Below are 21,103 nucleotides of genomic sequence, written 5' to 3'. Positions count from 1 at the left end.
GAGGTCCTGTACGGTTTACTGTCGTCGGTGACGGGTGATCGTAGACCCGGTCCTGGCGATCGCGGTGAATAGTCACAGCAGTCCGTCTCAGAGGAAGTCGTTCAGTCCGGACTGATCGTCGTCCGGCTCCGAGTTGGCGTCCGCACTCCCCGTCTCGCCGTCGGAGTCGGCAGCCGGGCCGGACTCCCCATCGCTTGCGCTCGAGGCGGCTAACGTCGCCTGGCCGTTCGTGTCGTCCGATCCGTCGGACGACCGGGAGCCACTTTCGGACTCAGTTACAGCCTCGGCCTCGCTGTCTTGGCTATCCTGTGGGCCATCGTCACCCTCTCCGGCGTCGAAAAAGGCGTTCCCGGAGTGTTCGACGGTCGCTTCGGTCCGCCGCTGTTCGGCGTCCTCGACGATCGACTGGACCTTGTTGGTGGTTTTGCCGCTGCCGGTGACGAACGACACCTCGGCCTCGTCGAGGTCGTAGATCGCCGCCATCTGGACGGTGAGTTCGCGGTTCTTGCAGTGATGGGTCATCGCCGAGAGGAACGGAAGTATCTCCAGTCGGGCCGTCGCCACGCTCGTCCCCTCGCGTTCGGCGATACGCTCCGCGATGGCGTCGCGGGTGTTTCTGGTACCTTTCGTCCGCCCGAGTTTCGACCAGTAGCTCGGCGGGCCGTACCGCGTCCAGCCGCCTTTCGGCTCGCAACGCGACGCGGCAACTCCCGCGGTCATGTTGTCGGTCGCGTACCGCCAGAACGAGTAGTTCTGCGTCGAGCGCACCCGACCGAGCCAGCGGTCGGCGTTCGAGAGGAACTCGTAGGCGTCGGCCAACTCGTCGCCCTCGTAGTCTTTCGGGACGTTGTCCTCGATCCAGTTCAACATCTCGTCGGGGTTCTCGTCGACGTCGTAGGAGGCCTGCAGCGCCCCCTGGGCGTCCTCCTCCTTGATCAGCGTATCCAGGAAGTCGAAGATCCCTTCGGTGGTGTCGCGCTGACCCGTAACTACGTCCTCGACGGTGAGTCGCTCGGCTTCCTCGGCGACCGCCTGCAGGTCGTTGACCGCCGAACGCAGGTCCCCGCTCGTGTCCTCGGCAATCTTCTCGAGGGCGTCGTCCTCGAACTCCACTCCCTCCTTGCGACAGATGTCTCGCAACACTGGGACGATCGATCGTTTCGAAACGTCCCGGAACTCGATCGTCTCGCAGGCGTTACGAAGCGACTGGCTCATATCGTAGAACTCGTTGGCCACGAGGACGACCGGCTGGGTGGCGTTCTTGACGACGCGGGTTACCTCCCGCGAACCGCCGTAGTCGGCGTTGCCGTGGAAGTTATCGGCCTCGTCTAAGATGACCAGTCGACGGCCCGAGCCGCCGGCCGTGAGGGTACCGGTCTTCGAGGCTTCGCCGGCGATGCGTTCGATCACGTCGGCCTGGCGGTTGTCACTGGCGTTGAGTTCCATCATCGGCCAGCCCATGTCGTTTGCCAGCGCGTGGGCGGCGGAGGTCTTCCCCACGCCGGGGCTGCCGTGGACGATCACCGCGTCACGGTGGTCGTCCCACGTCTCGGCCCACTCTTTCAGCTGGTCGCGGGCCTTGTTGTTCCCGCGTACCTCCGACAGGGTCGTCGGACGGTACTTCTCGGTCCAGTCGCTCATTGCTACGTTGTTGGGATGTGCGGCGTTTAGTGGTTCCGGAGCGCCACGCGGCGTCGACCCTCTTTCGATTCTGCCGAGGGGAACCGTCCGCAGACGCCCCGTCGCTCGAGAAAAAATATTACCAAGAGGTATTAAAGTCGATGGAAAATATTAAGCGTCGGTATAGCCTACTCCGCTCTACGATGACTGACTACGTTTCGACGACACCGGGACTGTTTCCGCTCCCGGACTGGGCGAAAGACGACCTCTCGGACCTGAAAGGCCACCAGAAGGGCGATCTCATCAGCGGCGACGAAAGCGAAGAGATCACCGCAGCTTACACCGAGGCCCGTGAGGAAGTGATCGGCGTCCAGGAGGAGGCTGGTCTCGACCGGATCGTCGAGGGTCAACTGCGCTGGGACGACATGCTGGCACACCCGCTTGCAGTCCACGACGCCGTCGAAACCCGCGGTATCGTCCGCTACTACGACAACAACAACTTCTATCGTGAACCCGTCGTCCAGGGCGACCTCGAGTTTTCGGGAGACGTAGCCAGCGAACTCGAGACGGCTGCCGAACTAACCGACGACAGCGACGACCTGCAGGCCGTGCTACCCGGCCCGTACTCGCTTGCCGACCTCGCGACCGACGACCACTACGGCGACGAGGCCGACTTCCTCGCCGCAACCGCCGACTTCCTGGCGGGTGAAGTCGACGCGTTCCCCGACCACGAGACGCTGTTCTTGCTCGAGCCGTCGCTCGTCGAGTCCGCTCCCGGCGACGGGCAGGACGAACGCGCAAGCGAGGCGATCGATACGGTCGCGAACGCGACGGACGCCGACGTGGTCGTCCAGCCCTACTGGGGCTCACTCGAGGAGAAGGTCTACGCACACCTGCTCGACGCCGATATCGATGCTGTCGGCTTCGACTTCGTCGCGAACCAGGACGAGAACGTCTACAACCTCCAGGAGTACGGTGCGACCGATGCCGTCTCGCTCGGTCTCGCGGACGGTCAGAACACGCTGGTCGAGGACCCCGAGGCGATCCGTGACCGCGTCGACTGGGTCTACGACCAGATTCCGGTGACGGAGTTCGAGACTGTCTATCTGACGACCAACACGGAGACGTTCTATCTGCCCGCCGGCAAGTTCGAGGAGAAACTCGCCGTCCTTGCCGAGGCCGCGGACCTCGCGGAGGTGAAAGCAGCATGAGCCGCAACAAAGACCAGTTCCGACCCGAGACCCATCCGAACGACAGCTTCCTGCTGACGACCGTCGTCGGCTCCTACCCGAAGCCCAAGTGGCTCAACCGCGCAAAGGAGCTCTACCAGGACCCGGACCACGAGTTCGACGAAGACGACTGGCAGGAGGCCAAAGACGACGCCGCTCGTCTCATCACCGACGAGCACGAACGCGCCGGCCTCGACGTCGTCGTCGACGGCGAGATGCGGCGCAACGAGATGGTCGAGTTCTTCGCCCACCGCATCGAGGGCTACGAGTTCAACGGCCCCGTCAAGGTCTGGGGACACAACTACTTCGACAAACCGTCCGTCGTCAGCGAGGTCGAGTACGACGAGAGCTGGCTCGTCGACGAGTACGAGTTCACCGCGGCCGCCAGCGACCGTCCGGTCAAGGTGCCCATTACGGGTCCGTACACCCTCGCCAACTGGTCGTTCAACGAAGCCTACGCGGACGACGAACAGCTCGCCTACGACCTCGCCGACCTCGTCAACGAGGAAATCGAGAAACTCGTCGAGGCCGGTGCACGGTACATCCAGATCGACGAACCGGCACTCGCTACGACACCCGACGACCACGCGATCGTCGGCGAGTGTCTCGAGCGCATCGTCGCCGACATCCCCGACGAAGTGCGGATCGGACTTCACGTCTGTTACGGCGACTACTCCCGTATCTACCCCGAGATTCTCGAGTTCCCGGTCGACGAGTTCGACCTCGAGCTGGCAAACGGTGACTACGAGCAGCTCGACGTCTTCAAGGACCCCGAGTTCACGAAGGATTTGGCGCTTGGCGTCACGGACGCCCACGTCGCCGAGGTCGAGTCCGTCGAACAGATCGAGGACAACATCAAGAAGGGCCTCGAGGTCGTCCCGCCCGAACAGCTGGTCGTCTCGCCGGACTGTGGCGTGAAACTCCTCCCGCGAGAGGTCGCCTACGGCAAGATGGCGAACATGGTCGAGGCTGCCCGCAACGTCGAGCAAGACCTCGACGAGGGTAACATCGACATCGAACGCGGTGCGCCAGCACCGGCAGACGACTGACGAGCGAACTCGAGTCGATCCGTCGGGCATCCAGTCGCGTCTCGGCCGGTCGCTTTCTCCCTGTTCCCGATCATCGGTGTCGCTACTACACCACCAGAAGCGGTGTCAGACGACAACACGAGGCGATGACACGACCGTTATTAGGTAACAGTATTGTCTAAAAGCATACATAACCGCCCCGAACTAACGACCCGATGATGCAAGAGAACGTCTCGAGCCGACGAGACTTCCGCGAGGAAGTCGCCGAGCACCGCGAACCCGAACACGATGTCGACCCGATTTTCGTCAACCGGTGGTCCCCACGCGCGATGACTGGCGAACCGCTTCCCGAAGCGGAGTACATGCCTCTGTTCGAGGCCGCCCGCTGGGCTCCGTCCGCGTTCAACAACCAGCACTGGCGGTTCCTCGTTGCCGACCGCGAGGACGAGGAGTGGGAGACGTTCGTCGGGCTCCTCAACGAGATGAACCAGGCGTGGGCCAGCGACGCGGCCGCCCTCGCCGTGATCGTCTCGAAAACGACGTTCGACCACAACGGCGAACCAGCCCCGACCAACGCGTTCGACACTGGCGCGGCCTGGCAGAACCTCGCTCTCGAGGGGGCACGCCGCGGCCTCGCGGTCCACGCGATGGCTGGCCTCGACTACGAGCGTGCGGCCGACGAGCTGGACGTTCCCGCGGCGTTCGAGGTCCAGGCGATGGTCGCGATCGGGGAGCGGGCCCCGCCGGAGACGCTGCCCGACGACCTAGCGGAGCGCGAACAGCCGAGCGATCGCAAGCCGCTCGAGGAAATCGTTCACCGCGGCGGCTTCGAGTAACCACAGCCGCCTTGTCGGTCGCGCCGAAACCGACCATCCATGGATCGGTCTCGGAGTCGGAACCGCGATCCAGAAGTGCTGGTCGCCGGCGAAACGCTGATCGACTTCCTCCCCGCAGCGTCCGGCCCGCTCTCGAGCGTCGAGGGGTTCGACCGCCGGCCGGGCGGCGCACCGGCGAACGTCGCCGTCGCACTCGCCCGACTCGAGGAGCCGCCGCTGTTCTGGACCCGAGTCGGCGACGACCCGTTCGGCCGCTACCTCCGTGACGCGCTCGCGGAGTACGGTGTCGTCGGCCGGTTCGTCGAACTCGACTCGGACGCGAAGACGAGCCTTGCGTTCGTCACCCACGACGAGGACGGCGACCGCGAGTTCTCGTTCTACCGCGACGGAATGGCCGACACCCGCCTCGAGCCCGGCCGGGTCGACGACGCGACGCTGGCAGCGTGTGAGTGGGTCCACGCGGGCGGCGTCGCGCTCTCGAGTGGTCGCTCCCACGAGGCGACGCTGGACCTGCTCGAGCGTGCGTCGGAGGCGGGCTGTACGGTGTCGTTCGATCCGAACCGCCGGCCGGAGCTGTGGCCGGGCGACGAGACCTTCCGTAGCGTCCTCGGAGACGCGCTCGCACACGTCGACGTGCTGAAAGCGACCGACGACGAACTCGAGGCGCTCGGGTTCGAGGGCGAGTCGGTGACGGCCCTTGCCCGCGAGGCGAGGGCTGCTGGACCCGACGCCGTCTTCGTCACTCGGGGCAGCGACGGTGCGATCGCCGTCACCGCCGATGGAACCGCGAGCCATCCCGGCTACGACCCCGACATCGTCGACACGACCGGCGCGGGGGACGCGTTCGTCGCGGGGACGATCCTGGGGCTACGCGAGGGACGAGACCTGAGGAAAACGCTCGCGTTCGCCAACGCGGTTGGGGCGGCCGCGACGACGGCCGTGGGTGCGATGGCCGCACTTCCGGACCGCGAGAGCGTCGTGTCGATGGGCGACGGAGACGTGAACGCGAACGCGAACGGGAACCCACACGACGAGCGATAAGAGTCGAGCCGGGACTCGAGAGCACGGTCAGCAGCGAGTTCGGCGACGGCGACTCCGCGCTGGAGCGTCGTCGGCGGGCCCGCGGCGTCGCGTGTGCTCTCGAGGACGACGACCGGCCGCCTCCAGGTACGCCTCGACTTGGCCTCGACGAACGGCGGTGTTCGCTCGTCGGCCACGCGTGCGAGGGCGTCGACGCTTCGACTCCGTAGCGCCCGCCGTTCGAGTCGCCAGTCGGCCCGGAACTGCTCGGTCAGACGGATTTCGTCACCGTCAGCGACGACCACGCCACACTCGAGGAGTGCGGCGAGACTCTCGTCCCCGCCCGGACCGTCGTCCGCGATACCGTCGGCTCCGCGCCTCGAGTCGGACAACGATCCGGTAGCGGCCGAGCCGGACCCGCCATGGTCGAACGGGTCGGCCGGCGGCCTCGCCGCGAGATGGGGTGGGACCCGCGGCGTGTAGGGAACGAGATAGCCACGCAGCACGATCGCACTGGTTCCGACGGCACCGAGCGCCGCCGCGGTGAGTCGTCGTCCGCGACGGATCGCGTGACCGCCGACTCGGAACCGGAGGCCGAACTCGACTCGTGGCGGCCGATCCGTTCGCATCTCGCCGACGGATACCCTCGACGGAGCCGACCGCCGACGGCCGGCCACCCGGGTCAGCTGGCACGCCCAGCGATATCGCTATCTAAATAATTCACTCAGAAAACAGTAAATAATTTATCAACCGACGCAGTAGCCACGTGTATGGATATCGGTGTCCACACGCCGCCGCTGGCCGACGAATCGCTCGAGGGTGCGCTCGCGTACCTCGCGGACATCGGGGTCGACGCGATCGAACCCGGTGTCGGGGGCCACCCCGGCGAGGACCACCTTCCTCGGCGGGAGTACCTGGACGACGAGGACGCCCAGGCCGAACTCGAGGCGGTCCTCGACGAGCACGGGATACACATCAGTGCGCTCGCGACGCACAACAACCCCCTGCATCCCGACGAGGAGCGGGCCGAGGAGGCCGACACGGAACTGCGGGAGGCGATCCGCCTGGCCGACCAGATCGACGTCGGCGTCGTTACCTGTTTCTCCGGCCTGCCTGCGGGCAGTCCGGACGACGAGGTTCCCAACTGGATCACCGCGCCCTGGCCACCGGAACACGCCGAGGCCCACGAGTACCAGTGGGACGTGGCCGTCGACTACTGGTCGGACCTGGCGGCGTTCGCCGACGACCACGAGGTCGATCTCGCCATCGAGATGCACCCCAACATGCTCGTCTACGAGCCCCACGGGATGGCACGGCTCCGCCAAGAGACGAACGACCGCGTCGGCACGAACTTCGATCCCTCGCATCTGTACTGGCAGGGAGTCTCGATCACCGACGCGATCCGTTTTCTCGGCGAGCGCGACGCCATCCACCACTTCCACGCCAAGGACACGAAAGTCTACGAGGAACAGGCCCGCGAGAAGGGCGTCCTCGATACGACCGCCTACGACGACGAACTCAACCGCTCGTGGCTGTTCCGCTCTGTCGGCTACGGCCACGACGAGTCCCACTGGAAAGACCTCGTCTCGACGCTGCGGATGGTCGGCTACGACGGCACCTTGAGTATCGAACACGAGGACTCCCTGACCAGCGGCCGAGAAGGTCTCGAGAAGGCCGTCGAACTGCTCGGGCGGGCCGTCTTCCGGACTCAACCCGGCGACGCCTACTGGGCGGAGTAACGACCCCTCGCAAGCACAGCGAAGACAACTACTACCGACGCCACTCGTAACCGACAACGTATGACTGACACACTCGAGGTCGGCGTGCTGGGGTATCGATTCATGGGCAAGGCACACGCGAACGCGATGGCACGGCTGCCGATGTTCTTCCCGGACGCGCCGGAGATCGAACGCACCGTACTGGTCGGCCGCGACGAGGACGCCCTCGCCGACGCCGCCGACCGGTTCGGCTTCGAATCGACCGCGACCGACTGGGAAGCCGTCGTCGACGACATCGACGTCTTCTACAACCTCGGTCCGAACCACGTCCACCCCGAACCGTCGATCGCCGCGCTCGAGGCGGGCACCCCCGTCTTCTGTGAGAAGCCGCTCGCGCCTACTCTCGCAGACGCCGAGCGGATGGCAGAGGCGGCCCGCGAAGCCGGCGACGACGTGCCCGCGGGCACGGCCTTCAACTACCGGTTCGTCCCCGCGATCCAGTACGCGAAGGGGCTGCTCGAGGACGGCGAACTCGGCGAGATCCGCCACGTCCGCGGTCGCTACCTGCAGGACTGGCTGGTCGATCCCGACGCACCGTGGTCGTGGCGGCTCGACGAGGAGTTGGCCGGATCGGGCGTGCTCGGCGACCTGGGCGCACATACGGTCGACCTGGTCCGGTTTCTCGTGGGCGACGACGACCTCGCGGGTGACATCGAACGGCTCAGTGGTCACTTACAGACGTTCGTCGACGAACGGCCCGTCGAAGGGAGCGAGGAGACGCCGGGGGAGTCCGGTGGGGATGGCGATGCCGTCGAAACCCGCCCCGTCACCGTCGACGACGCCTACGCCGCCCAACTCGAGTTCGCAAACGGCGCGATCGGTACGCTCGAGGCCTCGCGGTACGCCACGGGCCACAAGAACGACCATACGATCGAGATTCACGGCTCGAAGGGCAGCCTCCGGTTCTCGCTCGAGCGGCTGAACGAACTCGAGATCCATCGTGAGGGCGACCGTGGCTACGAGACGATTCTGGTGACCGACGCGGACGATCCCTACGTGGATCACTGGTGGCCGCCGGGTCACGTCCTGGGGTGGGAGCATACGTTCGTCCACGAGAACTACGAGTTCCTCTCGGCCGTGTCCGAGGGGACAGCGTTCGAACCGAGTTTCGAGGACGGCCTCGCCGTCCAGCGGCTCCTCGCCGCGATCCAGGACAGCGACGACCGCGGCGAGTGGGTCGCCCTCGAGTAGCCACCACTCGCGTCGCCTTCTTTCCGGCCGTCGGCCGAGTTCGCCGCCCTACTGGGTGTCCAACCGCGAGACGGTGTGAATCTCGTCGTACCGCGGACTTCCTTCCGTAGGAGGATTGCCGTCTAACTCGAGGTAGCCGGCCTCGAACCCCGTCACCTCGCCGGTCGTTTCGGGGTCGTCGCTTCCGGTTCGGTCCATCTCTCGCACTTCGACTGCGTCACCGATCTCGAGGTGGTCACGGACGAGTTTGGCAGCCCGCTGGTCGTCGGCGTCTGGCGGAATCGTCAGCTCTGTCATGGGCTATCGTCGCACAACGACGGCCGGATGAATAAACAGTACCGCGTCAGGTGACGGCGGCTTTTGTCGACCGCAAACTCGTCACGGTCGTCTGCCGGTATACGGTTTCCTGTCGGCCACGTTCGGTACAACCGCAACCGGACGACGGTTGTACCGGGACATCGGACAGCAGCCCGTACTAGGCGTCCCACTGTGTCGAGATGTACAGCAGCGCGATCAGACAGAGGACGACGATGACAAACAGTGCGATCGTCATGAGCGGCGGTCCCGGAACGTCCATATCAGCGGTTCGAAATCGCCCCTGAAAGCAGTACCGTTCCGACGTGAGAGACGTGAGCGAACCACACCTCGAGCCTCCGACGTTTTTTGTACGAACCGGCCAAAACCCCGGTAATGAAGGTCATCAAGGACAGCGTCCACGACCACATCCAGGTCGACGGCGTCGCCCGCGCTCTTCTCGATACGCCGGCGCTCCAGCGGCTCCGACGCATTCGCCAGCTCGGAACCGTCTCGCTCGTCTACCCCTCGGCGAACCACACTCGGTTCGAACACAGCATCGGCGTCTACCATCTCGCCTGTGAAGCCCTCGAGCAACTCGATGTCGAGGGAAAGCGTGCCGAGCGCGTCCAGGCCGCGGCCATGCTCCACGATGTCGGCCACGGTCCGTTCAGTCACAACCTCGAGTCGCTGACCTACCGGCGCACGGGTCGGTACCACGACGACGTCCACGACCTGCTCGCCGACGGCGAGGTCGGCGCAGTCCTCAGGGAGCACGACCTCGAACCCGAGACCGTCGCGGATCTGGTCGCCGGCGAGGGACGGTTCGGCCAGCTGGTCTCCGGCGAACTCGACGTCGACCGGATGGACTACCTGGTGCGGGACGCCCACCACACCGGCGTCCCCTACGGGACGATCGATCCCGGCCGAATCCTGCGGGAACTCGCTTTCGTCGACGGGGAGCTCGTCCTCGAGGAGGGGAACGTGCAGGCTGCCGAGAGTTTGCTGGTCGCCCGCGCGCTGATGAACCCGACCGTCTACAGTCACAGCGTCGCCCGCATCAGCAAGGCGATGTTGCGCCGGGCGGCCGAACGGCTGCTCGACGCCCCCGAGACCGACATCGACGCTGCCGCCCTCCAGCGGATGGACGACGCCGACCTGCTCGTGGCGCTGCGCTCGTGTGACGCGACCGGCGAGTTCTCGCGCCGACTCGACGAACGCGACCTGTTCAAGCGGGCCGTCTGGGCCGAAATCGACGCCGTTCCGGGCGGGATCATCGAGGCCGACCACGAGACGATCCGGGAGTTCGAACGGGAAATCGCCCAGCGGGCGAGCGTCGACGACGAACACGTGATCCTCGACGTTCCGAGCCGTCCGTCGATGAAGGAGACGTCCTCGCGTGTGATGGTCAGCGGCGAGATTCGACGGCTCGAGCAGCAGTCGCCGCTGGTCGAGGCCCTGCGGGCCGCCCAGTACTCACAGTGGCGACTCGGCGTTTATTCGCCGGCGGAGCTTCGGGACCGCGTCGGGCGTGTCGCCGTCGAGGTTCTGGGCCTGGATATCGACGGGGCGCTGGTCAGCGAGGTCCGGAACGGCGACGGCCTCGAGACGACGCTGGATCAGTTCGTCGACTGAGCTGTTCCGAACCGGTGGCGTTGAAGGGAACAAGCCCGAACGTCCGGTATGGAACTCACGGGGACGATCCTTCGAGGGCGGGAGTTCGAGCCCATCGAAGGACGAGTCGTGATCGACGACGAGGGGCGGATCGACGCGGTCGAATCGGCTGCCGTCGACAGTTCGAACATCGTGCTACCGGCCTTTATTAACGCACACACCCACATCGGCGACTCGATCGCCAAGGAGGCCGGCGGTGGACTCTCGCTCGAGGAGCTGGTCGCGCCGCCGGACGGGCTGAAACACCGGCTGCTGCGGAACGCCTCACACGAGGAGCTCGTCGACGCCATGCGGACGTCGCTGCGATTCATGCAGGAAAGCGGCACTGCGGCCTGCCTGGACTTCCGCGAGGGCGACGTCGCGGGGGTGCACGCGCTTCGAGACGCCGCAACCGGGGTCGATGTCGATGCGCTCGCGTTCGCTCGTGGCTCGGTCGAAGCGATGCAGGAGGGCGACGGGTTCGGAGCCAGCGGCGCGAACGACGACGAGTTCGGCCGCGAACGGGCAGCGACCCGTGATGCCGGGAAACCGTTCGGGATTCACGCCGGTGAGGTCGATGCGACGGACATCGACCCGGCCTTGGAACTCGAACCCGATTTCCTCGTCCACATGGTTCACCCCGAGCCCGCACACCTCGAGCGGGTTGCCGACCAGGACGTTCCGATCGCGGTCTGCCCGCGGTCGAACCTCGTGACCGACGTGGGCGTCCCGCCGGTCGAGGACCTCCACGAGCGGACGAAACTCGCGCTCGGGACGGACAACGTGATGCTCAACTCGCCGTCGATGTTCCGCGAGATGGAGTTTCTCGCGAAGCTCTCGGAGCTCTCGGCGACCGAGATCCTCCGGACGGCGACGATCAACGGTGCGGAGATCGCCGACCTCGAGTACGGCCTGATCGAACCGGGACGGAAAGCCCGGCTGCTGGTGCTCGACGGCGACACGCCGAACCTGGCCGGGGCCCGCGAGCCCGTTCGCGCGGTCGTTCGTCGGGCCGGCGTCGACGACGTTCGGGAGGTCGTCCTCTCTCCGTGAGGCCCGGTCACGGCTCGAGCCGTGGCCTCTTATACGGATTGTCGTAACTATGTACCGCCGATTGCCGACCCCGCTCCGGCGATCGGCGATAATTGACCACAGTAAACCGTATTCGGGCCGTGTTCGCGGTTCTGTCTCTCTTTTTGTTTCGTCCGCGTCACTCGGGTCGATCGAGTTCCTTGTCCCACGCTTTCCACGTGTGGACCATTGGGACGATCTGGTACGAGTCGACGATCTCCTCGCCCTCGAACAGTTCCCAGGTGTAGCTCTTGACATCACCCAGCGACCGGTGCCAGAGCCGAACGTACAGATCGTACTCGCCGAGACAGGAGTCGAGCGAGTAGATGAGTTCTTCGTCGATCAGTTTCGAGATCAGGTTCGCGCGTTCGTCGGACGAGGCACTCGAGTCGAGGGTCACCAGCGCATCCGCGTACGCCATGTCGAGTTCCTGCAGGACTAACACCGCGTGGACGTCGATGATGTCCCGCTCGAGGAGGTTCTCGCGACGGCGACGGAGCGCGGACCGGGAGAGATCGATCCGTTCGGCGAGTTCCGTGTCCGAGACGCGACCGTCCTCGTTTAGCGCCTTGAAGATCTGGAAATCGTACTCACCCAGTGCTTGTTCGAGAATCTCCCGTTGTATCGAGTGGGGTTTTGCGTCCGTGTCTGGGTCCCCGCCCGATGTCGCTGTCGTTTCCGTCTCGGCTCCCGTCTCTTCGTTGTCATCGTCGGTGACACCGGTATCGTCACCGGTCCCCGACACTGCCCGTCCGGAATTCGGACTGCCCATGCACTATGTGTAAAAGTAGCTGTAATTAGAGTTTGGGGACGGATCGATTGAAAATAATCTCGTTCGGTTCCCGCTCGTCGAACGGATGGGACCACGATAACGTTATTACCGTCGGGGTATGTACGTTACCATACGACACGATGTACGACCGTATCCTCGTCCCGACGGACGGTTCTTCGGAGGTCGAGCGCGCCCTCGAGTACGGGTTCGACCTCGCACGGGCCCACGACGCCACGGCCCGGGTACTCTACGTCGTCAACGCCGCCAGCTACGGCGGCCTGCCGATGGAAACCGCCTGGGAAGGGATCAGCGACGCGCTTCGGGACGAGGGGCGAGCGGCGGTACAGCGCGCTCGAGAGGTCGCGCCCGACGACGTCACAGTCGAGACGGAAGTACTCGAGGGCGCACCGAGTCGGATCATCGTCGACCAGGCTGTCGCTGGCGACTGTGATCTGATCGTCATGGGCACTCATGGCCGAGGCGGGATCGATCGCCTCCTCCTGGGCAGCGTCACGGAACGGGTCGTACGGAACGCCCCGGTTCCCGTCCTGACCGTCCACGTCGATCCGCCGGAGAGAGACGACGCGGCCGAACGACAACTGGCCGCCGAGTAGCTCGTCTCAAACCGGCCGCAAGTGTTCACAGTCGCCCGCAGCGACGGTGACGTGGTCGCTCCCCTCGCTGCCTTCGTCGGGTTCGACGAGGAGGGCTCCCGAGTCGGTTACGTCGACTGCCTCACCGACGACCTCGCCGCTCGGTCGGTCGACACGGACGCGCTGGCCGAGCGTCAACGCGAGGTCGGACCAGGCCGGAACGACCGACTCGAGGTCCGTTCGGAGCGACTCGAACTCCTCTAGGAGCCGCTGGACGAACCGCCTGCGGTCGACGTCACCTGCTTCGTCGCGGATGCTGGTCGCTCCGTCGGGCAACGAGCCGCGGTCGACGTTCGCGTTGACCCCGATGCCGACGACCAGCCACTCGACGCGGTCCGTCTCGCCTTCCATCTCGGTGAGGATACCGGCGAGTTTGTGGTACTCGGGTCCGTTGCTGTCCTCGCCGCCCCCCGGCACGACCACGTCGTTCGGCCACTTGATCCCCGCGTCGACGCCCGCCTCGCGGGCCGCTCGAGCCGTCGCGACCGCCGCAGCGAGCGTAAACAACGGTGCCCGCAGCGGCGCGACGGCCGGCCGGGTGACGACGCTCGCCCAGACGCCGCCGGACGGTGCGGCCCACTCGCGGTCGAGGCGGCCCCGGCCACCGGTCTGTTCGTCCGCGAGGACGACGACGTCGGCAACACCCTCGCCTGCGAGTTCGCGGGCGCGGTCGTTGGTACTCCCGATCGCGTCGTGGTACTCGATTTCGAAGGGGGCCTCGAGACCGAACTCGACGGCCGGGCCGCTGTAGGCCGAAACTTCCTCGAGTCGGTACCCTGTCGGCTCACTCTCGACGTCGAAACCGGCTTTGCGGAGCTCCTCGACGTGTTTCCAGACCGCTGCCCGCGAGACCTCGAGTGAGTCGGCGAGTTCCGGTCCCGAAACCGGCCCGTCGGAAAGCGCCTCGAGGATCGCCCGTCGCGTCTCGTTCATACGCGCTCGAGGGGTGCGCTCGTACTTCAACCTGATTACAGTGATATCGAGAGCCTACGCAACGCCGAGCAGCGACAGCCCACCGACGGTCGCACCGACGAGCGCGACCGTCCAGGCCGCCAGCCCGACGGTAAGCCACGCGAGCGTGACACGGCCGTTCGACCCGGCGATCGCGGCCAGCAGGGCCGTCAGGTGGATTCCCGCGAGAATCGGGCCCGCCAACGCGAGGCCGGCAAGCCCGTATCGCTCCCAGACGCGGCGGGCTCGACTGTAGCGGTCGCTGGAGTCGGTCGGATCGGAGCCGGCCCGTCGTCGCCACCACGCGGTGATGCGCTGGTGAGCGACGACGATCGACGCGACTGCCGCCGTACTGCCGGCAAACGCTGCGAGACCCGTGAGAATCGGATCGAGACCGAGCCCGATCGCGACTGGGATCACGATGAACGGTTCGACTGCCGGGATCATCGCGAGCACGAAGACAAGCAGGTAACGTCCGAACCCGGTCGCGCTCTCGAGTGTCGTTCCGACGTCGACGAGTGCTGGCAAGAGCGTCATGGAGGAGCCCTCCGCCGTCCGGCGGAGCTATTGAATGATCGAACTGATGGGAGTGTCAAACGGTTTTCGGTCCAGCCGCGCTCAGTCGCGAATCTCTCGTAGCTTCTTTCGGCCTGGCGCGATCAGTTCGTCGAGGTACGTCGCCAGCGTCCCCTTGGCGTCCGCTGGATGGAGCTCGCCGGACTCGAGGTCCGTGGCCAGCGATTCGTACTCCTCGTAGGTGAGGTCGCCGCCGTACTGTTCCGGTCGTTCGACGACGATTTCGTCGAACCGTGGGAAGACGTGGTACTCGAACAGTTCGAGCACGGGGTTCTCGAGGTCGTCCTCGGGGTCCCGCGTCGGGGGACAGAACGCCGAGTTGACCTTCTCCTCGAGGTCCTCGGTGGAGTCTTCCATCGAGATCGTGACGCCCTCGCTCGAGGACATTTTGCCTTCGCCGCTGGTCAGATCGGCGACGATAGGAGTGTGTAGCGCGGGCCGAACGTCGTAGCCCAGTTCTGGAAGCTCTTCGCGGGCGAGCATGTGGACCTTCCGCTGATCGAGTCCGCCGACGGCCAGGTCGAGATCGAGGTACTCGATGTCGAGCGTCTGCATCAGCGGGTAGACGACGTGGCTGACCTTCGCGGTCTCGCCGCCCTGAATCTCGGCCATCGCTCGCTGGGCGCGGTTGAGGGTCGTCGACACCTGCAGTTCCTGCAGATCGAGGGTGTACTCCTCGTCGAGTTGGAACTCCGAGCCGTAGACGAACTCCGTGTTCTCCTCTTCGAGGCCGTACGCGATGAACTGGGCTTTCATCTGTTCGGCCGTCTCGCGAATTTCCTCGAAGGTGCCCTTGTCGTTGAGGTAGGCGTGGACGTCGGCCAGCAGGACGACCACCTCCATGCCGGCCTCCTGGAGATCGATGAGCTTGTTCGCCGTCAGCAGGTGCCCGAGGTGGAGTACGCCGGAGGGCTCGTAGCCGACGTAGACCCGCTTCCCGTCGGGATCGTCGGCCAGTTCGCGCACCTCCTCCTCGGTGACGACCTCCTCGGCGTTTCGCGTGATCAGGTCGTAGGTATCCATCACTCGAGTGGTATCAACGGACGGATTTATGCCTTTGCGAACGACGCCCGGAATGGGACAGACTCTCTCTGTTGGGACGGCTCCGGCCGACGCCACTATCATCGCCTCCGACGACCAGCCCCTGCTCCCGCTCGTCGAAGCGGACGCCGTCCGGGACCCAGGAGACGATCTCTTCGTTTCGGTTGGGATGCATCGGGGTCAGCGTGTCCGGTTCGAAAATGACTCGACGACCGCCGTGAGGGGCCATAGCCGTGGCCGTGATCGTCGTGATCGGGAGAGAGCAACCGGGGAAGTTGACGGAGATTCGAAAGGAGCCCTGGCCCTGACAGACGTTCGTCACTGGAGCGTCGTAGAGCGTTCGTTCGGTACCGGCCGTCATGGTGGCGTCTCCAGGGGAGTGCCACAGTTAGACTCGCGGTGTCATCCCCGACGGCGGGTGACATCGATGGCCCCGGCTTTCGCCGCTAGCGACCGACCTCAAAACGGCTTCAACACGGACTCGACGCGGTCTCTGGCCGTCCCCGCCAGGTAGCCCGTCGCCGCACCGACGCCGGCACCGACCGCACCGCCAGCGGGACCCGCGACTTTACCGACTTTGCCGCCCAGTTTCGCTCCTTCGGCCGCTCCCTTGGAGGCGTGTTCCGATCGCAGACACGGTGGCTCGAGCGATGTCATCGACTCGGTGTTCGAGTCCGCGGAAAATAATCGTTGGGACGACCGGGTGGGACGACACCTGCCTGTCGCGCTCGAGGTTACGGTTTTGGCCGCCGGTCTCTAGTCACTGCAAGTCAGTACGCACCTGCTCGCCAGACGGATCGGCGATCAGTGTGGAAATCGTTGCCGAGGAGAGAATCCCGTCGTTGACGACGGGGGGAGACCCAGCTGACCACCTGTCGTGTTGCTGATCGTTGTCCCGAACGACCATTTACGACAGTCCAGACCGTTACGACGCTTGAACTGACCGCTACTTATTTACGTTATATTTGACGATTAGTATAGTATGGGATTGCTGAATAGATCGGCGTACGACCACGGCGTTCTTGCCGTCCTCGAGGTGACCGCCGTCGTCCTCTCGATACTGGCGACAGTGGCCGTACTGCTTCTCGGTGCGGCCGTTCACAGTATGGTACAGGCGGTGGGCGAACTCGCGGGGGCCAGCGCGAGTATCCTCGAAGTCGGACGGATCGCCGTGGCGATCGTTACTGGGCTCGTGATCGTCTCCGGGGGCGCGCTCGCGGTGGTCGGCCACCGGCGCATCCTCGAGTCACGATTCGAGGACGTGGACCCGCTATCGATGGTTGCCGTCCCGGCAGTCGGTATCGTCGTTCCAGTCGGCTACGTGGTGGCGACGACCCAGTCGCTGGCGCTTCCGCTGTGGGCGTTCGTCCTCGTCGTGGTCGCGGCACACGCACTCGCGTTCCGAACGATCGCCGTCGGATCGCTGCAGGGGAGCCAGGTCCAGGCGTCCATGCTCGTCGGTGCGATCACGGGACTGCCCGCCCTCGCAGCCGTCGCCGCCCTCGCGAGCGGCCACTCCGTCGTGGGCGTGGAGTCGCTCAGGCAGCTCTTGCCCGCCGCCGTCGTCGAAACCGGCATACCGTTCGACCGGGCGTTTCTCGTCGCCGTTCCGCTGCTGGTGACGGTCGTTTACGGGCTCACGCTACTGCAGACGGACCGCGAAATGTCGGACTCCCCGTCGCTCGGCGATCGAATCACCAACGTCGTCTCGTCGATCCGAAGCGGCGAGGGCGACACTCGCGCGTCCGAGTCGGCGGCCCAGCGGTCGACAGACGGGTCCGGGAACGTTGCAACGACATCGGATCGGTCGCCGAGCAGTGCTGCGAGCGTCAACAGACGGTCGCGACGGAAACAGCCGGTCGTCCCCTCGAGCCCCTCCGACCGCGGGTCGTCCTCGCGCCGATCCGCTGACGCCAACGACAGTGCCTCGAGCGACAGTGATAGTGATAGTGATAGTGATAGTGATAGTGATAGTGATAGTGATAGTGATAGTGATAGTGATAGTGATAGTGATAGTGATAGTGATAGTGATAGTGATAGTGATAGTGATAGTGAACGCGAGGACGACTCGAGCGAGCACACCAGCGATCCGCCGGACCACGAGCGCGAATCCAAACAGGACAAACAGGAGGGGACCGAGAGCCAGCCGGCAGCCGTCTCCGCCTCGCACGGCCAGGGAGGGACGGGAGAGACGGAGGAGGCAGCCGAGGTCGGCTCTACCGAAGAGTTCGCGTCCGATACGCGTATCTTCGCCGACGACTTCGGCGAGTACGACGGGGACGCCGATCCTGCGGAGGCGTGTCCCGATTGCGGTGAGGAGATTCCGTCCGACGGCGCGTACACCTTCTGCCCGCTCTGTGGGTGTGAACTCTAACCGTCGCCAAACACCGAATTTTCCGTCGAAACCAGTTGTGCGGACTCCCCCGAGGCGACCGTCCGGCCCGACTACGAGCGGAACCGGTCGAGGAACCCGTCGTTCGTCGCTGCGTCTTCGTCCGTCGACCCCTGGGCCAGTTCGACGCCGCCGAAGAAACGAAACGCGATCGGATCCGTCTCCCGTGGGTCCTCGAGCGTGAACGTCGTGCCGTCTCGAAGCCGGTGTGCTTCGGGGCCGTCATCGACGAACCCGTCGTCGGAGTCGTGCGTCTCGTCGTCGCTCGTCTCGTCCGTCGAGCAGAGACGAATCCACTCGTCGTCGTCCTCCACGAACGTGCCGGCGTCGCTGGTATCGCGGAGCCACCAGTCGCCGTCCTCGTTGCGTTCGACTCGGGCGTGGTGTCGTTCGACGGTGTCGTCTTCGACGACGAGACAGATGTTCGGTCCAGCACCCTCGGCCTCGTCGTCGTCTCGGCCGATCGTGACGCCGTCGACGATCTCGTAGATCGTGTCCGTCCCCGCGATCTTGATCGCTGCAGTAGCCAGTTCCGGCCCGGTCGCCGAGACGACATCGGGGGACGACGCCGACTCGTGGGGCTCGGTCGCGGTCCGGTTCGATACCGGATCGGAATCGTCTCCAGCCCCGGAGTCGAGGTCCGATTCCGGCGTCTCGATGACCGTCTCCTGGTCGGTCAGGTCGTTGGGTTCGGTCGCGGAGGGCCTGTCCGCGATCGTCTCCGGTGTGGGGGCAGCGCCGGGGTCCCGAGCGAGCGCGACCGAGAGGTTGTCTTTCCCGCCCCGGTCGTTGGCAAACGCGATCAGTTCCTCGACGCCCGCCTGGAGGTCCGCGGCCTCGAGGACGATATCCCTGATCTCGTCGTCGGTGACCAGGGTCTCGAGGATCTCTTCGCGGACGTCGTCTGTGTCCGCATCGTCGGCCTGTTCGTACTCGGCACGAAGGGGCGCGACGTCGGGATAGGCGTCGATCAGACCGTCACTGGTCAACAGGAAGATATCGTCCTGGTAGACATCGACGGAGCCGAACTCGACGTCGACCGTCGGCTTCCCGTGTGGCGAGCCGCCGATGGCGCTCGTGATCGCCGTGTTCCGCCTGTGGACGCGCGCACCGACCTCGTCGTCGATTTCGCCTCGCTCGAGCATCTCGTTGGTGACTGCATGATCCGTCGTGAGCTGCTGAATCTCCTCGTGGCGTGCGTTGACGAGGTAGAGACGGCTGTCACCGACCCAGCCGTAGTGGAGTCGGCCGTCGACGTAGACGCCGACGACGAGCGTGGTCGCGGGTCGTCCGTCGATTTCGCGGGCGTACTCCTGAATCTGCTGGTGGGCGTCGTCGACCGCCTCCTGGATGGCCGTTCGGATGCGCCGGGGCGACAGCGCGGACCCAGTGCGTTCCCCGGCGGTCGGCGGCGGGCCGTCGTAGGCGTCGATCTCGAATCGCTCCAGCAGGTCGGTCCCGTCGCCCAGCAGTGTATCCGTGAGTCGCTTGCGGACCACGGTCGTCGCCAGGAAGGAAGCGACGTCCCCGCTCGCTTCGCCGCCGACGCCGTCACCGAGAACGAAGATACCCACCGGTCGGCTCTCCGATCGGTGGTGGTTCTCGAGCACCGCCGTCGCGATACTGTCCTCGTTGATGCCGCCACTCCGTCGTTTTCGTTCGCCGATGTCGACTGTACTAGCGTGTTCCATTGGTATCTGTGTGTTGCGTGCTAAACTGGAAGTAGAATCGCTCCGGATAGCTCGGACTGACCAGTGCGATGGTGTCGCCGGCTTCCAGACGGGCCCGAGTCTCGACGTCGTCGGGGACCGACTCGCCGGCCTGTTGCTGGCGCTGTTGTCCGGCTTCCGAGAGCAGGAAGCGCCAGTTCCGTTCGTCGTGTTTGCTGATGTAGGTCCCGTTGAGGCTGGTGTCGATCACGGCCCAGTTGCCGTCGTCGTCCACGTCGAACCGGCAGTGGACTGCCGATAGTGCCTTGTGCCGGTCGTCAGAGAGCATCAGCGACGGCCGCGGACCGTCTTCGGTCCGCCGTCCGATAGTGTCTCCGGGGCTGATCGTCCACTGTTCGTCGCGGCCGAGCCAGGTGATCGCCGCCTGGGTCGGCATCGTCGCGTCCCGGTCCTCCAGGGCGCGCCGTAACACCGACGCGTTCGGGTACCGATCCGACCGGTCGTGTTGGGTCGCCGTCTCGACGATTTCGTTCAGGTAGTCGTCGCTCTCGACGCCAAACTCCGCCGGCGAAACGCCGTGATCCTTCGGGACCCAGCCGACGAGGAGGTAACAGAGAATCTTCCCGATCGAGTAGACGTCGCTCCAGGGCCCCTGTCGCTGTTCTGAGCCACGGTTCAGTTCCGGCGGTTTGAACTCACCAGGGACGGTCGAATCGCCGCCCGAAGAGGAACTCTCGCCCTCACCGGTCGTAAACTGGGGCCCGCCCCGTTCGGGGACGAACCCCTTGGCCGTGGTGAAGTCGATGATCTTCGGCTCGCGAGCGCCGTCAATCATGATGTTGTCGGGTTTGAGGTCCCGGTAGATGATGTCGTGATCGTGCAGGAACGAAATCGCGTCACAGATTCCGATACCGATCTCACGAACTTCGTCGGGATCACCGATCGGATCCTCGTTCTCGACGACTGCACCGAGTTCGTCACCGTCGATCAACTCGATGTCCAGAAACGCCGTCCCGTTCGCACGCGCCTGGCCGTGATAGGCCATGATGTTCGGATGGCCCCCTGCCTCACGGATGTCCTCGAGGACGTCCCGCTCGCGCTCGAAGTACTTGTCGACGAGGTCGTCGGGTGCCTGGCCGCCGTAGTTGGGGTGTTTCAGCGCGACGAGTCGGTCTCGATCGCTGTCTTTCGCCGCCCAGACGACGCCGAACCCGCCTTTGCCGAGTTCCTCGCGGAGGGTGTACCGATCCGCGAGTGTGGTTCCGGTTTCCCACTCGGTCATGTGACGAACTGGGCCGTCTCACGTCGACGTTCGTTCGACCGACCGG

20 protein-coding genes are annotated in these 21,103 nt (G+C 65.2%); 10 read left to right on the top strand and 10 right to left on the bottom strand.

The features are described from left to right. Positions 1-87: 87 nt before the first annotated feature. The gene (locus C446_RS01640; protein ID WP_006671308.1) at positions 88-1,641 is read right to left on the bottom strand and encodes a replication factor C large subunit; all 1,554 of its coding nucleotides are present in this window, start codon (positions 1,639-1,641) and stop codon (positions 88-90) included. Between the two features lie 182 nt (positions 1,642-1,823). Between C446_RS01640 and C446_RS01635 the strand changes: the two genes are divergently transcribed. The 6 genes from C446_RS01635 (at position 1,824) to C446_RS01610 (ending at position 8,702) form a co-directional block, all read left to right on the top strand. Then, complete coding sequence (locus tag C446_RS01635; protein WP_006671307.1) at positions 1,824-2,831, top strand: hypothetical protein; 1,008 nt, start codon at positions 1,824-1,826, stop codon at positions 2,829-2,831. Continuing rightward, the gene (locus C446_RS01630; RefSeq protein ID WP_006671306.1) at positions 2,828-3,898 is read left to right on the top strand and encodes a methionine synthase; all 1,071 of its coding nucleotides are present in this window, start codon (positions 2,828-2,830) and stop codon (positions 3,896-3,898) included. Before C446_RS01635 ends, C446_RS01630 begins: the two co-directional genes overlap by 4 nt. A 197-nt stretch (positions 3,899-4,095) precedes the next feature. After that, complete coding sequence (locus tag C446_RS01625) at positions 4,096-4,713, top strand: nitroreductase family protein (RefSeq protein WP_049919965.1); 618 nt, start codon at positions 4,096-4,098, stop codon at positions 4,711-4,713. 39 nt (positions 4,714-4,752) lie between these two features. Further along, positions 4,753-5,754: a carbohydrate kinase family protein gene (locus C446_RS01620; RefSeq protein WP_006671304.1), complete on the top strand. Its 1,002-nt coding sequence runs from the start codon at positions 4,753-4,755 to the stop codon at positions 5,752-5,754. Positions 5,755-6,503: 749 nt separating this feature from the next. Next, positions 6,504-7,472 carry a sugar phosphate isomerase/epimerase family protein gene (locus C446_RS01615; protein ID WP_006671303.1) on the top strand — a complete coding sequence of 323 codons (969 nt, stop codon included), beginning with the start codon at positions 6,504-6,506 and terminating at the stop codon, positions 7,470-7,472. A gap of 60 nt (positions 7,473-7,532) precedes the next feature. Continuing rightward, complete coding sequence (locus tag C446_RS01610) at positions 7,533-8,702, top strand: Gfo/Idh/MocA family protein (protein WP_006671302.1); 1,170 nt, start codon at positions 7,533-7,535, stop codon at positions 8,700-8,702. A 48-nt stretch (positions 8,703-8,750) separates the two neighbouring features. Here the strand turns inward: C446_RS01610 and C446_RS01605 are convergent, their stop codons facing one another. Beyond that, the gene (locus tag C446_RS01605) at positions 8,751-8,999 is read right to left on the bottom strand and encodes a hypothetical protein (protein ID WP_006671301.1); all 249 of its coding nucleotides are present in this window, start codon (positions 8,997-8,999) and stop codon (positions 8,751-8,753) included. Between the two features lie 393 nt (positions 9,000-9,392). Here C446_RS01605 and C446_RS01600 point away from each other — a divergent pair, with 393 nt between their 5' ends. Both C446_RS01600 and C446_RS01595 read left to right on the top strand, forming a co-directional pair. After that, entirely contained in the window at positions 9,393-10,631 is a 1,239-nt protein-coding gene (locus tag C446_RS01600) for an HD domain-containing protein (RefSeq protein WP_006671300.1), read from the top strand. A gap of 48 nt (positions 10,632-10,679) precedes the next feature. Then, a complete protein-coding gene (locus C446_RS01595; RefSeq protein WP_006671299.1) occupies positions 10,680-11,702 on the top strand; it encodes an amidohydrolase family protein in 1,023 nt (340 codons plus the stop codon). Positions 11,703-11,859: 157 nt separating this feature from the next. Here C446_RS01595 and C446_RS01590 read toward each other — a convergent pair whose 3' ends face one another. Continuing rightward, positions 11,860-12,492, bottom strand: coding sequence for a winged helix-turn-helix transcriptional regulator (locus C446_RS01590; RefSeq protein WP_083861037.1), 633 nt, complete (start codon positions 12,490-12,492; stop codon positions 11,860-11,862). A 140-nt stretch (positions 12,493-12,632) separates the two neighbouring features. Here C446_RS01590 and C446_RS01585 point away from each other — a divergent pair, with 140 nt between their 5' ends. After that, a complete protein-coding gene (locus tag C446_RS01585; protein WP_006671297.1) occupies positions 12,633-13,106 on the top strand; it encodes a universal stress protein in 474 nt (157 codons plus the stop codon). A gap of 6 nt (positions 13,107-13,112) precedes the next feature. Here C446_RS01585 and C446_RS01580 read toward each other — a convergent pair whose 3' ends face one another. The 5 genes from C446_RS01580 to C446_RS01560 form a co-directional block, all read right to left on the bottom strand. Beyond that, positions 13,113-14,078, bottom strand: a complete 966-nt coding sequence (locus tag C446_RS01580; RefSeq protein ID WP_006671296.1) for a biotin--[acetyl-CoA-carboxylase] ligase — start codon at positions 14,076-14,078, stop codon at positions 13,113-13,115. Positions 14,079-14,132: 54 nt separating this feature from the next. Beyond that, positions 14,133-14,633 (bottom strand): small multi-drug export protein, encoded by a 501-nt coding sequence (locus C446_RS01575; protein ID WP_006671295.1) that lies wholly within the window; start codon positions 14,631-14,633, stop codon positions 14,133-14,135. A gap of 81 nt (positions 14,634-14,714) precedes the next feature. Further along, on the bottom strand, positions 14,715-15,695 hold the full coding sequence (locus C446_RS01570; protein WP_006671294.1) for a tyrosine--tRNA ligase: 981 nt from the start codon (positions 15,693-15,695) through the stop codon (positions 14,715-14,717). 13 nt (positions 15,696-15,708) lie between these two features. Continuing rightward, the gene (locus tag C446_RS01565; RefSeq protein WP_006671293.1) at positions 15,709-16,074 is read right to left on the bottom strand and encodes a hypothetical protein; all 366 of its coding nucleotides are present in this window, start codon (positions 16,072-16,074) and stop codon (positions 15,709-15,711) included. A 98-nt stretch (positions 16,075-16,172) separates the two neighbouring features. Beyond that, on the bottom strand, positions 16,173-16,370 hold the full coding sequence (locus tag C446_RS01560; protein ID WP_006671292.1) for a hypothetical protein: 198 nt from the start codon (positions 16,368-16,370) through the stop codon (positions 16,173-16,175). Between the two features lie 325 nt (positions 16,371-16,695). On the opposite strand from C446_RS01560, the gene C446_RS01555 reads away from it, so the two are divergent. After that, positions 16,696-18,087, top strand: a complete 1,392-nt coding sequence (locus C446_RS01555; RefSeq protein ID WP_006671291.1) for a zinc ribbon domain-containing protein — start codon at positions 16,696-16,698, stop codon at positions 18,085-18,087. Between the two features lie 71 nt (positions 18,088-18,158). On the opposite strand, the gene C446_RS01550 is transcribed toward C446_RS01555, so the two are convergent. Together C446_RS01550 and C446_RS01545 are read right to left on the bottom strand one after the other, a co-directional pair. After that, positions 18,159-19,796 (bottom strand): protein phosphatase 2C domain-containing protein, encoded by a 1,638-nt coding sequence (locus C446_RS01550; protein WP_006671290.1) that lies wholly within the window; start codon positions 19,794-19,796, stop codon positions 18,159-18,161. Continuing rightward, entirely contained in the window at positions 19,783-21,057 is a 1,275-nt protein-coding gene (locus C446_RS01545; protein ID WP_006671289.1) for a protein kinase domain-containing protein, read from the bottom strand. Before C446_RS01545 ends, C446_RS01550 begins: the two co-directional genes overlap by 14 nt. Positions 21,058-21,103 lie beyond the last annotated feature (46 nt).

It is taken from the genome of Halobiforma nitratireducens JCM 10879 (assembly GCF_000337895.1).
GTDB lineage: Archaea > Halobacteriota > Halobacteria > Halobacteriales > Natrialbaceae > Natronobacterium > Natronobacterium nitratireducens.
This window is presented reverse-complemented; position numbering and strand designations above follow the sequence as displayed.

What these genes read in the sequence shown, in the direction of transcription:
- C446_RS01605 (WP_006671301.1), bottom strand. Translation starts at nt 8,999, where the DNA reads ATGACAGAGCTGACGATTCCGCCAGACGCCGACGACCAGCGGGCTGCC.
- C446_RS01580 (WP_006671296.1), bottom strand. Translation starts at nt 14,078, where the DNA reads ATGAACGAGACGCGACGGGCGATCCTCGAGGCGCTTTCCGACGGGCCG.
- C446_RS01545 (WP_006671289.1), bottom strand. Translation starts at nt 21,057, where the DNA reads ATGACCGAGTGGGAAACCGGAACCACACTCGCGGATCGGTACACCCTC.
- C446_RS01595 (WP_006671299.1), top strand. Translation starts at nt 10,680, where the DNA reads ATGGAACTCACGGGGACGATCCTTCGAGGGCGGGAGTTCGAGCCCATC.
- C446_RS01590 (WP_083861037.1), bottom strand. Translation starts at nt 12,492, where the DNA reads ATGGGCAGTCCGAATTCCGGACGGGCAGTGTCGGGGACCGGTGACGAT.
- C446_RS01550 (WP_006671290.1), bottom strand. Translation starts at nt 19,796, where the DNA reads ATGGAACACGCTAGTACAGTCGACATCGGCGAACGAAAACGACGGAGT.
- C446_RS01610 (WP_006671302.1), top strand. Translation starts at nt 7,533, where the DNA reads ATGACTGACACACTCGAGGTCGGCGTGCTGGGGTATCGATTCATGGGC.
- C446_RS01600 (WP_006671300.1), top strand. Translation starts at nt 9,393, where the DNA reads ATGAAGGTCATCAAGGACAGCGTCCACGACCACATCCAGGTCGACGGC.
- C446_RS01565 (WP_006671293.1), bottom strand. Translation starts at nt 16,074, where the DNA reads ATGACGGCCGGTACCGAACGAACGCTCTACGACGCTCCAGTGACGAAC.
- C446_RS01615 (WP_006671303.1), top strand. Translation starts at nt 6,504, where the DNA reads ATGGATATCGGTGTCCACACGCCGCCGCTGGCCGACGAATCGCTCGAG.
- C446_RS01625 (WP_049919965.1), top strand. Translation starts at nt 4,096, where the DNA reads ATGCAAGAGAACGTCTCGAGCCGACGAGACTTCCGCGAGGAAGTCGCC.
- C446_RS01560 (WP_006671292.1), bottom strand. Translation starts at nt 16,370, where the DNA reads ATGACATCGCTCGAGCCACCGTGTCTGCGATCGGAACACGCCTCCAAG.
- C446_RS01640 (WP_006671308.1), bottom strand. Translation starts at nt 1,641, where the DNA reads ATGAGCGACTGGACCGAGAAGTACCGTCCGACGACCCTGTCGGAGGTA.
- C446_RS01575 (WP_006671295.1), bottom strand. Translation starts at nt 14,633, where the DNA reads ATGACGCTCTTGCCAGCACTCGTCGACGTCGGAACGACACTCGAGAGC.
- C446_RS01630 (WP_006671306.1), top strand. Translation starts at nt 2,828, where the DNA reads ATGAGCCGCAACAAAGACCAGTTCCGACCCGAGACCCATCCGAACGAC.
- C446_RS01555 (WP_006671291.1), top strand. Translation starts at nt 16,696, where the DNA reads ATGGGATTGCTGAATAGATCGGCGTACGACCACGGCGTTCTTGCCGTC.
- C446_RS01585 (WP_006671297.1), top strand. Translation starts at nt 12,633, where the DNA reads ATGTACGACCGTATCCTCGTCCCGACGGACGGTTCTTCGGAGGTCGAG.
- C446_RS01620 (WP_006671304.1), top strand. Translation starts at nt 4,753, where the DNA reads ATGGATCGGTCTCGGAGTCGGAACCGCGATCCAGAAGTGCTGGTCGCC.
- C446_RS01635 (WP_006671307.1), top strand. Translation starts at nt 1,824, where the DNA reads ATGACTGACTACGTTTCGACGACACCGGGACTGTTTCCGCTCCCGGAC.
- C446_RS01570 (WP_006671294.1), bottom strand. Translation starts at nt 15,695, where the DNA reads ATGGATACCTACGACCTGATCACGCGAAACGCCGAGGAGGTCGTCACC.